At 60.2% G+C, this 13354-nt stretch carries 8 protein-coding genes and 2 tRNA genes; 2 read left to right on the forward strand and 8 right to left on the reverse strand.

Going from position 1 to position 13354, the window contains the following annotated elements:
* Positions 1 to 113 precede the first annotated feature (113 nt).
* The 8 genes from JAO85_RS22740 to JAO85_RS22775 all read right to left on the reverse strand — a co-directional run bounded on the left by JAO85_RS22740 (position 114) and on the right by JAO85_RS22775 (position 11306).
* A tRNA-Gly gene (locus JAO85_RS22740) sits at positions 114 to 189 on the reverse strand.
* 109 nt (positions 190 to 298) lie between these two features.
* On the reverse strand, positions 299 to 2713 hold the full coding sequence (lon, locus tag JAO85_RS22745) for an endopeptidase La (protein ID WP_202789098.1): 2415 nt from the start codon (positions 2711 to 2713) through the stop codon (positions 299 to 301).
* A 155-nt stretch (positions 2714 to 2868) separates the two neighbouring features.
* Positions 2869 to 4131: an ATP-dependent Clp protease ATP-binding subunit ClpX gene (gene clpX, locus JAO85_RS22750; RefSeq protein WP_202789099.1), complete on the reverse strand. Its 1263-nt coding sequence runs from the start codon at positions 4129 to 4131 to the stop codon at positions 2869 to 2871.
* Between the two features lie 176 nt (positions 4132 to 4307).
* Complete coding sequence (gene clpP / locus JAO85_RS22755; protein WP_003068910.1) at positions 4308 to 4916, reverse strand: ATP-dependent Clp endopeptidase proteolytic subunit ClpP; 609 nt, start codon at positions 4914 to 4916, stop codon at positions 4308 to 4310.
* Positions 4917 to 5049: 133 nt separating this feature from the next.
* Complete coding sequence (gene tig / locus JAO85_RS22760) at positions 5050 to 6360, reverse strand: trigger factor (protein ID WP_003068908.1); 1311 nt, start codon at positions 6358 to 6360, stop codon at positions 5050 to 5052.
* Between the two features lie 329 nt (positions 6361 to 6689).
* Positions 6690 to 6776: transfer RNA gene (locus JAO85_RS22765), tRNA-Leu, on the reverse strand.
* Positions 6777 to 6861: 85 nt separating this feature from the next.
* Entirely contained in the window at positions 6862 to 10071 is a 3210-nt protein-coding gene (locus JAO85_RS22770) for an efflux RND transporter permease subunit (RefSeq protein ID WP_202789100.1), read from the reverse strand.
* Entirely contained in the window at positions 10068 to 11306 is a 1239-nt protein-coding gene (locus tag JAO85_RS22775; RefSeq protein WP_202789101.1) for an efflux RND transporter periplasmic adaptor subunit, read from the reverse strand. The genes JAO85_RS22770 and JAO85_RS22775 overlap by 4 nt, the downstream gene beginning before the upstream one ends.
* A 191-nt stretch (positions 11307 to 11497) precedes the next feature.
* Between JAO85_RS22775 and hpnC the strand changes: the two genes are divergently transcribed.
* Both hpnC and hpnD read left to right on the forward strand, forming a co-directional pair.
* Positions 11498 to 12379 (forward strand): squalene synthase HpnC, encoded by an 882-nt coding sequence (hpnC, locus tag JAO85_RS22780; protein ID WP_202789102.1) that lies wholly within the window; start codon positions 11498 to 11500, stop codon positions 12377 to 12379.
* A gap of 133 nt (positions 12380 to 12512) precedes the next feature.
* A complete protein-coding gene (gene hpnD, locus JAO85_RS22785) occupies positions 12513 to 13352 on the forward strand; it encodes a presqualene diphosphate synthase HpnD (RefSeq protein ID WP_202789103.1) in 840 nt (279 codons plus the stop codon).
* Positions 13353 to 13354: the final 2 nt, after the last annotated feature.

Raw genomic sequence — 13354 nt, forward strand, 5'->3', positions numbered from 1 at the left:
CGAACCGTCGACCTATACCTTGGCAAGGTATCGCTCTACCAACTGAGCTATTCCCGCATTCAAAAAGCTTTCGCCTTTTGAGCGAACCTGTATTGCTACAGGTTCCGAAAACCTGGAGCGGGAAAACGGGTTCGAACCGTCGACCTATACCTTGGCAAGGTATCGCTCTACCAACTGAGCTATTCCCGCATATCTACCGAAGCCCAACATTGTACAACGTTGTTTGCTGCGATGGATGAATTGTAGCGCAGTTCTGAGCCCTCCCAGAAAAAACGCCACAATTTTCACAAAACAAGCATCAATGCTTGATGGCCGCCTCTACCGGCTTGGCATCGGTGGACGCCACGGCAGCTACAGCTTCCTCAGTCAAGGGATCCGGCACGCGCTCCAGCGCCACCTTGAGAACCTGATCGATCCATTTCACAGGAACGATTTCCAGACCGCTCTTCACATTATCGGGAATGTCCTGCAAATCCTTGGCATTCTCTTCAGGAATGAGCACGGTCTTGATGCCACCACGCAGAGCAGCCAGCAGCTTTTCCTTGAGGCCGCCGATCGCCGTGACTTCACCGCGCAAGGTGATTTCACCGGTCATGGCCACATCAGCTCGCACGGGAATACCAGTGAGAGCCGAGACAAAAGCTGTCGTCATCGCAGCACCGGCGCTGGGGCCATCCTTGGGTGTAGCGCCGTCAGGCACGTGCACATGGATATCCTTTTTCTCGAAGGCTTCATCCTTGATACCAAGCAGACGAGCGCGGCTACGCACCACGGTGCGAGCAGCTTCGACCGACTCCTTCATCACATCGCCCAGAGAACCTGTACGCGTAATGACGCCCTTGCCTGGCATGGTGGCGGCTTCGATGGTCAGCAGATCGCCGCCGACTTCGGTCCAGGCCAGACCCACAACCTGCCCCACCTGATTGGCATGCTCGGCACGGCCATAGCTGAACTTGCGCACGCCCAGATATTCATTGAGGTTGCCGGCATTCACCTCCACCTTGGGCTGAAGCTTGCCAAGTTGCAAGCCCTTGACCACCTTGCGGCAAATCTTGGACAGCTCGCGCTCAAGCGAACGCACGCCCGCTTCGCGGGTGTAATAGCGCACGATGTCACGAATCGCGGCTTCGGTCACTTCCAGCTCGCCGTCCTTCACGCCGTTGTTGGTGATCTGCTTGGGCAGCAGATAGCGGATGGCAATATTGGTCTTTTCGTCTTCGGTATAGCCCGACAGACGAATCACCTCCATGCGATCCAGCAAGGCCGAAGGAATGTTCATGGAGTTGGAGGTCGCCACAAACATCACGTCGGACAGGTCGAAGTCGACCTCCACGTAGTGGTCACCAAACTTGTTGTTCTGCTCGGGGTCCAGCACTTCCAGCAGCGCGCTCGAAGGATCGCCACGGAAGTCCATGCCCAGCTTGTCGATTTCGTCCAGCAGGAACAGAGGATTACGCGTACCGACCTTCTCCAGGCTCTGCAGCACCTTGCCGGGCATGGCGCCAATATAGGTACGGCGGTGACCACGAATTTCCGCCTCGTCTCGCATGCCGCCCAGCGCCATGCGCACGTACTTGCGTCCTGTGGCCTTGGCAATGGACTGCCCCAGCGAGGTCTTGCCCACGCCGGGAGGACCCACCAGGCACAGAATGGGCGCCTTGACCTTGTCCACACGCTGCTGCACGGCAAGATACTCAAGAATGCGGTCCTTGACCTTTTCCAGGCCGAAGTGATCTTCGTTCAGCACTTCCTCGGCATTCGCCAGATTGTGCTTGATCTTGGTCTTCTTGCTCCAGGGCAGTCCAGTCAGCACTTCGATGTAGTTGCGCACCACCGAAGCTTCAGCTGACATGGGCGACATCAGCTTGAGCTTCTTGAGCTCGGCCTCAGCCTTTTTGCGAGCATCGGCAGGCATCTTGGCGAGCTTGATCTTTTTCTCGATCTCCTCGATGTCGGCACCGTCTTCACCCTCGCCCAGCTCCTTCTGAATGGCCTTGACCTGCTCATTCAGATAGAAGTCGCGCTGATTTTTCTCCATCTGGCGCTTGACGCGGCCACGGATGCGCTTGTCAACGTTGAGGATGTCAACCTCGCGCTCGAGTTGCTCGAACAGGTTTTCCAGACGCTCCTTGATGTCCACCAGATCCAGCACCGCCTGCTTGCTCTCGAGCTTGAGAGGCAGGTGCGCCGCAATGGTGTCCGTCAGACGACCGGCATCGTCGATGCTGGCGATCGAAGTCAGGATTTCCTGAGGAATTTTCTTGTTGAGTTTGACGTACTGGTCAAACTGCTGGGTCACGGCACGGCGCAACGCTTCGATTTCGCTTTGCTCATGGGCATCGCCTTCGGGCTCCACGGGCGTCACAGATGCCGTGAAGTGAGACTCTTCGTCGGCAACCTGCTTGACCAGCGCGCGCTGCTGGCCTTCCACCAGCACCTTCACGGTGCCGTCGGGCAGCTTGAGCATCTGCAAGATGGTGGAGACACAGCCCACATCAAACATGTCTTCCGCTGCAGGCTCGTCCTTGGAGGCCGTCTTCTGCGCCACCAGCATGATGCGGCGGTCGCCTTCCATGGCCAGCTCCAGAGCCTTGATGCTCTTGGCACGCCCCACGAACAGCGGAATCACCATATGCGGAAACACCACCACATCGCGCAGCGGCAGCAGTGGCAGGTCCAGCTCGGTAGAAGGCAAAGGGGTTTGTCCAGACATAGGTATCCTCGGTTTCTCAGCGGAAGATGGTCCGCTTACCGGTGTATTTCAACCCCTGGGGGCAAATTGTTTTTGCCGCCTCAGGGGCATTGCCTTTCAGCCGCAGGCGACAAAACGAGCCCATTGGAGGGCCCGCCTTGCACGCAAGCACAGTATCAGGCCTTTTTGGCCGCTTCGCGGTAAACCAGCAGCGGCTCCTTGCCGTCTTCAATGGTGGCTTCTTCCACCACTACCTTTTCCACATTCTCGGCGGTCGGCAACTCGAACATGGTGCTGATCAGTGCCTGCTCGACAATGGAGCGCAGGCCACGGGCACCGGTCTTGCGAGCCAGGGCCTTGCGGGCGATCGCCTTCAGGGCCGCGGGGCGGATCTCCAACTCCACACCCTCCATGGCCAGCAGCTTGCTGTACTGCTTGACCAGCGCATTCTTGGGCTCGGTCAGGATCTGTACCAGTGCATCTTCGCTGAGTTCAGCCAGCGCCGTCACCACGGGCATACGCCCCACCAGCTCGGGGATGATGCCGAACTTGATCAGGTCCTCAGGCTCGATCTCGAGGAACATCTCCGAGATGGAGCGCTGCTTCTTGCTCTTGACGGTAGCGCCAAAGCCTATGCCCGAAGCCTCGGTGCGGTTCTCGATGACTTTCTCCAGTCCCGCGAACGCGCCGCTGCAGATGAACAGGATATTGGTGGTGTCGATCTGCAGAAAGTCCTGGTTCGGATGCTTGCGTCCACCCTGGGGAGGAATGCTGGCCATCGTGCCTTCGATCAGCTTGAGCAGCGCCTGCTGCACGCCCTCGCCCGATACGTCGCGCGTGATGCTGGGGTTGTCCGACTTCCGGGAGATCTTGTCGATTTCATCGATGTAGACAATGCCACGCTGAGCACGCTCGACGTCGTACTCACAGCTTTGCAGCAGCTTCTGAATGATGTTCTCGACGTCCTCGCCCACATAGCCAGCCTCGGTCAGCGTGGTGGCATCGGCCATCACGAATGGCACATTGAGCTGACGCGCCAGCGTCTGGGCCAGCAAGGTCTTGCCCGAACCCGTGGGACCGATCAGCAAGATATTGCTCTTGCTGAGCTCCACATCGTCCTTGCCGGCCTTGTCCTTGTGGTTCAGGCGCTTGTAGTGGTTGTAGACCGCCACGGCCAGCGTGCGCTTGGCCTGCTCCTGACCGATCACATAGTTGTCGAGATTGGCCTTGATTTCGGCGGGCGTAGGCAGATCGCCGCGACCTTCCTTGGCATCGACGGCAGGCTGTTCGTCGCGAATGATCTCATTGCACAAGTCGATGCACTCGTCGCAGATGAACACGGACGGGCCGGCGATCAGCTTCTTGACCTCGTGCTGGCTTTTGCCGCAGAAGGTGCAATACAAATTCTTTTCGGTGGAAGAGCCTTTTTTATCGGCCATGGGGGCTGTGCCTCGTTACGAAAAAACGAAAATTAATGATAACCAAAGACAAGGCGGCGTAGGCCATCAGGGACAAACGCCGCCGAGCAAGTCCCGGGAGCCAGTCAGCAGCTCCCAGGTTTTTCATTGCCAGCACCCGCAATCCCAATCAGACATGGGACTCGGTGCTATGCATTTCAGGAACGCTTGCTGATTACCTGGTCGACCAGGCCGTATTCCTTAGCCTCATCGGCGGAAAGGAAATAGTCGCGCTCGGTGTCGTTCTGAATCTTTTCCAGGGGCTGACCGGTACGCTCGGCGAGTATTTTGTTCAGGCGCTCGCGGGTCTTGATGATTTCGCGGGCATGAATTTCGATTTCGGTCGCCTGACCACGTGCACCACCCAGAGGCTGGTGAATCATGACCTGGGCATTGGGCAGTGCATAGCGCTTGCCCTTGGCTCCGGCCGACAGCAGGAAAGCGCCCATGCTCGCCGCCATGCCGGTGCACAGCGTCGAGACATCAGGCTTGATGAAGTTCATGGTGTCAAAAATCGCCATGCCTGCCGTCACGCTGCCGCCGGGGGAGTTGATATAGAAGGAAATGTCCTTGTCAGGATTTTCGCTTTCCAGGAACAACAACTGGGCTACCACCAGGTTGGCGGTCTGATCGTTAACCTCGCCCACCAGGAAAATCACGCGCTCCTTGAGCAGACGCGAATAAATGTCATAGGAGCGCTCACCGCGACCCGACTGTTCAATGACCATGGGCACCATGCCCAAACCCAATGTATCCAATGCGCTCATGTTTTCTCCAGTGCTATGCGCCTACTGTAGCCGCATTCTGAAAAGAAAATGGGGCTTGCGCGCAAAAGCACAAGCCCCGCAATTCAAGTTATCGGAACTCGCCTAGGGCAAGCACCGATAAAAGATCCAGCCCTTAGGCTTGACCCATCAGCTCGTCGAAGGAAACGGCCTTGTCGGTCACCTTGGCCTTGCCCAGAACGAACTCGGTCACGTTGTTTTCGATCACAACGGCTTCCACTTCAGCCAGACGATTGCGGTCGCCGAAGTACCAGCGCACCACGTCTTCGGGCTTCTCGTAGCTGGATGCCAGCTCTTCCACATGAGCCTTGATCTGTTCGGCAGTGGCTTGCAGGTTGTTGGTCTTGACCAGCTCGGCCACCACCAGGCCCAGGCGCACGCGACGCTCGGCTTGGGGCAGGAAGATGTCTTCAGGGATTTCAGCCTTGGCTGCGTCCTTGATGCCGCGCTGTTCCAGTTCGGCGCGTGCGCCTTCCAGCAGGCGGCCCACTTCAGCTTGCACGGAAGCCTTGGGCAGATCCAGCTCGGCCACGGACACCAGGGCGTCCATCACGGCTTGCTTGTTGCGGCCTTGAACGCGGAACTTCACTTCGCGCTCCAGGTTCTTCTTGATGTCGTCGCGCAGGGCTTCAACAGAGCCGCCGTCCACACCCAGAGTCTTGACGAACTCTTCGTTCACTTCGGGCAGGTTGGGAGCTTCCACCTTCTTGACGGTCACCAGGAAGTCGGCGGTCTTGCCAGCCACATCGGCGCCGTGGTAGTCAGCAGGGAAGGCCAGGGGGAAAGTCTTGGACTCGCCAGCCTTCATGCCGCGGGTTGCGTCTTCGAATTCCTTGAGCATCTGGCCTTCGCCGACCAGGAACTGGAAGTCTTCAGCCTTGCCGCCGGAGAAAGTCTCGCCGTCAATCTTGCCTTCGAAGTCCACAGTCACGCGGTCGCCGTCCACGGCTGCTTCACCGGCAGCGCGCTCGGTGAAGGTGCGACGCTGCTTGCGCAGAATGTCCACGGTCTTGTCGATGGCTGCGTCGTCCACGCTGGTGGACAGCTTTTCCACTTCGGCTGCAGTCAGATCGCCGATCTTGACTTCGGGCATGACTTCGAACACGGCATCGAATTGTGCTTCGCCTTCGGGAGCGCCTTCCTTCTCGGTGATCTTGGGCTGACCGGCAACTCGCAGATCGGCTTCGTTCACGGCAGCGGCAAAAGCCTCGCCCACCTTGTCGTTCAGCACTTCATATTGCACGGAGTAGCCATAACGCTGAGCCACAACGCTCATGGGCACCTTGCCAGGACGGAAGCCGTCCATCTTCACGGTGCGTGCCACCTTCTTCAGGCGAGCATCAACTTCAGACTGGATCGCAGACAGGGGCACGCTCAGCGTGATCTTGCGCTCGAGCTTTTCAAGAGTTTCAACGTTAACGGCCATGATTTTTCCTAAGAGGGATGAGGACCGTGCAGATTGCCAAGCAACCCGCACCGTATTGCGCAAAGTCACAGTGCGCGCATACCCAACGACATGCGGCACCACAAATTTCCAGAGCCTGCCCTGGTCATTTGCCCCAGCGTCTGGCGCCAGGCATTTGTTCAAATCAGGAACAGGCGAAGCCGACCATTATAACGAGGCGCCGCGCAGGCTCCGCCATCGCCCTACAGGGGTTTGCCTTAAAAGCTGACGCCGCGCCTGCAAAGCAGGAAAAGAAAAAGCCCGTAACAGCTTGGGGTTACGGGCTTGAGGCAGCAGGGACCGCCAATGTCTGGTGCGCGGAGCCGGACTCGAACCGGCACGGTGTTGCCACCGTCAGGACCTAAACCTGGTGCGTCTACCAATTTCGCCACCCGCGCGGTCAGCAATGCGCAAATTTACGCTTACTGAGGTCAAGACGCAGATTCTAGCCGCAAAATTGGCTGTCTTTCTTTCATAACAGGCTCAGGCCGTGTCCTTTCTGATGCGGAAAGCCGCCGCATACATGGCGGGCAAGGCCAGCAGGGTCAGCACGGTCGCCACAATCAGACCGCCCATGATGGCCACAGCCATGGGGCCCCAGAACACACTGCGCGACAGCGGAATCATGGCCAGTACGGCAGCCGCTGCAGTCAGCACGATGGGGCGCAGGCGATGCACGGCAGCCTCCACAATCGCATCCCATGCCGGCACGCCCTGGGCTCGTCCGCTCTCGATCTGATCGATCAGAATCACCGAATTGCGCTGAATCATGCCCATCAAGGCCACAACGCCCAGCAGAGCCACAAAGCCAAAGGGGCGATTCAGCAGCAGCAAGGCCGCAGCCACACCAGGGATGCCCAGCGGGCCGGTGATAAAGACCAGCAGCGAACGGCTGACGCTGCGCAACTGCAACATAAGCAGGGTGAAAGTCAGGAAAAGCAACACCGGGATACCCGCCACGATGGCGCCGGAGCCCTTGGAGCTTTCTTCCACGGCACCGGCCACCTCGATGCGATAACCGGTGTCACCCGCAGCATGCCAGCCGGCTTCCATCTTGCGCAGTTGCGGCAACAGCTCGTTGGTCAGCGTGGCGCCCTGCAGGCCCTCACGCACATCACCTTGAACGGTAATCGCGAAGTTGCGCTTTTCGCGCCACATCACGCCCGGCTCCCAGACCATGACGGGCTTGGCAATCTGCGTGAGTGGAATGGACTGCCCGTTTGCCGTGGTGACATAGACAGTCGCGATATCAGTGATGGCATCGCGGTCCTGCTTGGGCGGGCGCATCACGATATCGATCAGCTTGTCGCCTTCACGGAACTGCCCCACGGTGGTGCCGCTGAAATTCATGCCCGTGGCTTCGGCGATCGACTGGCTGGTCACACCCAGGGCACGGGCCTTGTCCTGGTCAACCTGCAGGCGGATGACCTTGACGGACTCGTTCCAGTTGTCGTTCACGCCACGCATGTCGGCATTGGCCTGCATCAGCGCCTTGACTTCATCGGCGTAGGTGCGCAGCTTGGCCGGGTCCGAGCCCATGACACGGAACTGCACCGGATATTGCACGGGCGGCCCATTGGGCAGCAGCTTGGAACGCGCACGCACCTCGGGGAATTCCTCGGCCATCAACGCCGGCAGCTGCTTGCGGATTTCCTCGCGCGCCTTCAGATCCTTGGTCACCAGAATGAATTGGGAAACGTTGTTCTGCGGAAAAACCTGGTCCAGCGGCAGGTAGAAGCGCGGCGCTCCGGAACCTATCCACTCGCTGACGGACTCCACGCCGTCGAGCTGCAAGAAGCGCTTTTCCACGCGCAGCGTCACTTCCTTGTTGGCCTGCAGGGAAGTGCCCTCGGGAAACCATATATCCACCAGCACTTCGGGACGGCTGGAATCGGGGAAGAACTGCTGCTGCACCTTGCCCATGCCCGCCAGGCCCAGCACGAACACCAGCACCGTGGCAGCTATCGTCAGCCAGCGGTGCTGCACGCACCAGTTCACCGTGCGGCGGAAGCGGTTGTAGAACGGCGTGTCGAACAGCTCATGCTCGCCCGCATCGGTGTTGATTCCGGCCTCTTCGGCCGACACCTCTCCGGACGCTACCTCAGGCGGCAGCTTGGCCGCATGCGGCGGTTTCTTGAGCAGCAGCAGACCCAGATAGGGCACGAAGTACACGGAGGCGAACCAGCTGAGTACCAGGGCAATCACCGTCACCGCGAAGATGGCGAAGGTGTATTCGCCCGTCATGGATTTGGCCATGCCGATGGGCAGAAAGCCGGCAGCCGTGATCAGTGTGCCGGTCAGCATGGGCTTGGAGGTGATCTCATAAGCAAAGGTGGCCGCACGGTACTTGTCGTAGCCTTCCTCCATTTTGCGCACCATCATCTCCACCGCAATGATGGCGTCGTCCACCAGCAGTCCCAGCGCAATGATGAGCGAGCCCAGCGACACCTTGTGCAGACCGATATTCCAGTACCACATGGCCAGGAAGGTCGCGGCGAGCACCAGCGGAATGGTGATGCCCACCACCAGTCCGGGACGGGGGTCGATATACCAGCGCTTCCACAGCGGATGCTGCCCCGGGCGCTTGTGCAGACCCAGGCTCAAAAAACTCACAGCCAGCACCACGACCACGGCTTCGACCAGCACCTGGAGAAACTCGCTGACCGAATCCGCCACCGCCTTGGGCTGGTTCTGCATATTGCTCAACGTCACGCCCACGGGCAGGCTTTTGGCGATGCGCTCCGTAGCCTGCGTCAACGCCTTGCCCAGGGCAATGATGTCGCCGCCCTTGACCATGGAAACCCCCAGGGCCACCGTCGGCTCTCCCTGAAAACGCACCATGACATTGGCCGGATCGGCATAGCCTCGGCGCACTTCGGCGATATCGCCCAACCTGAACTGCGCTCCTCCCTGACCGATGATGGGCATGGCACGCAATTGCTCCAGGTCGTTGAACTGGCCCTGCACACGCAACACAATGGTTTCAGCAGGCGTCTGCAAGGTACCGGCCGATGCCACGGCATTTTGCTGGTTGAGCTGGTCGAGTACCTGCTTGAGGTTCAGCCCCATCTGCGTGGCTTTGTGCGACAGCTCCACATAGACCTTTTCGTCCTGCACGCCAAACTGCTCGACCTTGGCCACATCGGGCACCTGCAGCAGTTGCTGGCGCACATCGTCAGCCAGGGTCTTGAGTTCGGCGTAGCTGAAGCCCTTGGCCTGCAGCGCATAGATCACGCCATAGACATCGCCAAAGTCGTCATTGAAGAACGGCCCCTGCACGCCCTGCGGCAGGGTGTAGCGCATGTCGCCCACTTTCTTGCGCACCGTATACCAGAGCTGCGGCACTTCCTTGGGGGGAGAGTAGTCCTTGACCTGGAAGATGACTTGCGACTCGCCAGGCTTGGAATAGCTGCTGATCTTGTCGGCATAAGGCACTTCCTGCAGCGTGCGCTCGATCTTGTCCGTCACCTGCTGGGCCACCTGCTCGGCCGTCGCGCCAGGCCAGTAGGTACGAATGACCATGGCCCGGAAGGTGAACGGCGGGTCCTCATCCTGGCCCAGCTGAAAAAAGGCCGTAAAGCCCAGCAGCATCAGCACGACGATGAAATAGCGCGTCAGCGCCACATGATCGAGCGCCCAGCGGGACAAATTGAAATGCGCACCACCGGTCTTTTTGTGTCCAGTGCCGCTCATTTGCCCGCCTCCGCAGCGACTGCAGGCTGGGACGCTCCAGATTCAGGAGCATTCTGCGTTTTATCCACCTGCGTTTTGGGCTGATTTAATACAGAGTTTTGTGGCGGCTTGGCGTATTTGTCGCGATATACCGTCACCTTCTGGCCCGGGGTCAGCACATGGGCGCCTGTGGCCACCACCTGCATGCCCGGTTGCAGACCCGAGGCAATCACCGCCTCGTTGCCGTCGGCGCTGGCAATCTGCACCGGCTGCAGCTTGACCGAGCTGCTGGCCGCGTCATAGAGCCAGACGGCCGTACCCTGACCGTTACCACCCTCCTGGCGCAAGGCCGTGGTTGGCAACTTGATGACCTGGCTGCCTACGGCTTCGCGGCTCACGCCCATGCCCTCGGGCATGACATGCACGGTGGCTCCCAATGCAGGCAGGTCCGTTCCCTGCAGAGCGGCCTTGACCACATAGGTGCGTGTGGCCAGATCGGCGCTGGCCGCCACCTCACGCACCAGGGCGCTGATCACACGCGACTCATCCGACCAGGGCCTGACCTTGACGCCCTGCCCCTGCTTGATGGCGCTACGCCGGTCTTCCGGCACGCTGAACACCGCGTCGCGCGCACCATCCTGGGCAATCCGCACCACGGGTGTTCCGGCCGCAACCACCTGACCGGGCTCGGCCTCCACGCTGGTGACCACGCCATCGGCATCGGCCAGCAACTGGGTGTAGTTCTCCTGATTGGACTGACTGGAGAGCTGAGCCCGCGCCTGGTCGAGCGATGCCTGGGCCGCCTTCAGATTGGCCTCGTAGCGTTCCATCTCAGCGGCGCTGATGAAGTTCTGTGCACGCAGGGTACGAAAACGCTTGGCATTGGCATCGGCCAGATCACGCTGCGTGGTGGCCGAGGCCAACTGGGCGCGCGCGGCATCGGCACTGAGCTGATAGTCACGCGCATCCAGGCGCGCCAGCACCTGCCCGGCCTTCACATGCTGGCCCAGCTCCACCTCGCGCCTGGTGATCTTGCCCGCCACGCGAAAGCCGAGGCGAGACTCCACACGGGCCCGCACATCGCCCGAATATTCCTGTGCAGATTCGATCTGCCCCTCACCCACGGTCACCAGCTTGACGGCACGCACCGGCTCGGGCGCAGCCTCCTTCTTGGAACAGGCCGACAACATGACAGCCGCCGCCACTATGGACAGCGCAGCCAGGGGCACGGCAGGCCGGCGCGGCAAAGACAACATTGCAAAACGACGAGAAGACGAAACAGCCATGGTGTTCTGGGCTTGTAAAAATAGGAAAAGCGCAGCCGCCGGGCAGGCCGCTGCACCCAAGTCAGCGCTGATTGTGCACGCACGTGCGCTTTTGCGCCGTCTTTTTATGGGCTGGCGCAAGCCGGCAAGCCCGCCCGGTCCACAATACGGGCGTGAACCATATGCCCCCAGCGAGCCCCGCCCCCAACGCGCCGGCCAGCATCACCCATTACGAAAACTTCCCTGTCGCTTCCTGGCTATGCCCGCCACGACTGCGTGCGCCCATCGCCGCCATCTACCACTTTGCGCGCACCGCCGACGATCTGGCAGACGAAGGCAATCACTGCGCAGAGCAGCGCCTGACTCAGTTGCAGCAATATGCGGCCGATCTGCAGCAGTTGGGCAGCGCCGGCGAAGCCGCCATGCTGATGCGTACCGCCTGGCCGCATATCTTTGGCCCGCTGGCAATTCAGGTTCAGGCCCATGGTCTGCCCAAGCCCTTGCTGGCCGACCTGCTCAGCGCCTTCGAGCAGGATGTACGCATGACGGCCGCCCAGGCCCGCTACACCGACATAGCCCAGTTGCTGGATTACTGCCGCCGCTCGGCCAACCCGGTCGGCCGCCTGCTGCTGCATCTGTATGGCGTGGTCAACGCCAAGGCACTGATTCAGAGTGACGCCATCTGCACCGCACTGCAGCTGATCAACTTCTGGCAGGACCTGAGCCAGGACTTGCCGCGCCAGCGCCACTACCTGCCGGATGCCGATCTGGCCCGCCACGGCCTGGTGCGCAGTGCCATCAAGCCAGAAGCAACGGCATTGACGCCCGAGCTTCAATCTTTGCTCGGCGAGCTCAACCGCCAGGCCCGCAGCCTGATGAACCATGGCGCGCCTCTGGTGCATCAACTGCCCGGTCGTACGGGCTGGGAGCTGCGTCTGGTCGTTCAAGGCGGCCTGCGCATGCTGGACAGACTGGACGCCATGCAGGGGCGCAACCTCTATCAGCGCATCAAGCTGGGCAAGCTCGATATGGCCGCCATGCTCTGGCAAGCCCTGCGCATGTAAGCGAAGCAGATAGCCCTGACCCCTTTCTGTATATGCGCAGTTCGCTATTGAATTTGAAGTCCAACCAGGTGCATGCCGCGCATTTCACTGTTGTGTCGGCCAACGACCCGCGTCATGGGACAATGCTCCCCCTATGAATCCGGATCAGTACGTCCAAGACAAAGCCGCCTCTTCGGGCAGCAGCTTCTATTACGCCTTTCTCTTCTTGCCCAAGGAGCGCCGCGCCGCCATCACGGCTTTCTATGCCTTCTGCCGCGAAGTGGATGACGTGGTCGACGAGGTCACGGACCCCGGCGTGGCAGCCACCAAGCTGGCCTGGTGGAAGACCGAGGTGCACAGGACCTTCACCAGCCAGTCCGCTCATCCCGTGATGCAGGCACTGATGCCCCACGCCAAGACCTATGGCATCGAAGAGCGCCATCTGCAGGCCGTCATCGAAGGCTGCCAGATGGATCTGGATCAGACCCGCTATCTGGACTTTACCGGTCTGCAGCGCTACTGCCATCTGGTCGCCGGCGTGGTCGGCGAAGTCGCCGCCCGCATCTTCGGCCAGACCGATGAGCGCACCACCGAATACGCCCACACGTTGGGCCAGGCCCTGCAGCTGACCAATATCATCCGCGACGTGGGCGAAGACGCCATGCGCGGCCGCATCTACCTGCCCATCAGCGAGCTGCAACAGTTCGACGTCAAGGCCCACGAGATCAACAAGCGCGAGTATTCGGATCGCTTCACGGCGCTGATGCGCTTTCAGGCCGAGCGCGCCCACAGCCTGTATGACAAGGCGCTGGGCCTGCTGCCCGATGCCGATCGCCACGCTCAAAAGCCCGGCCTCATGATGGCCAGCATCTATCGCACCCTGCTGCGCGAAATCGAGTCCGAGAACTTCCAGGTGCTGCACCAGCGCATCAGCCTCACGCCGCTGCGCAAATTCTGGCTGGTCTGGAAGATGCAGGCGCTGGGCCGCATGTAAGC

This window comes from Comamonas sp. NyZ500 (genome assembly GCF_016772095.1).
In the GTDB taxonomy this organism is placed as follows: domain Bacteria; phylum Pseudomonadota; class Gammaproteobacteria; order Burkholderiales; family Burkholderiaceae_C; genus Comamonas; species Comamonas thiooxydans.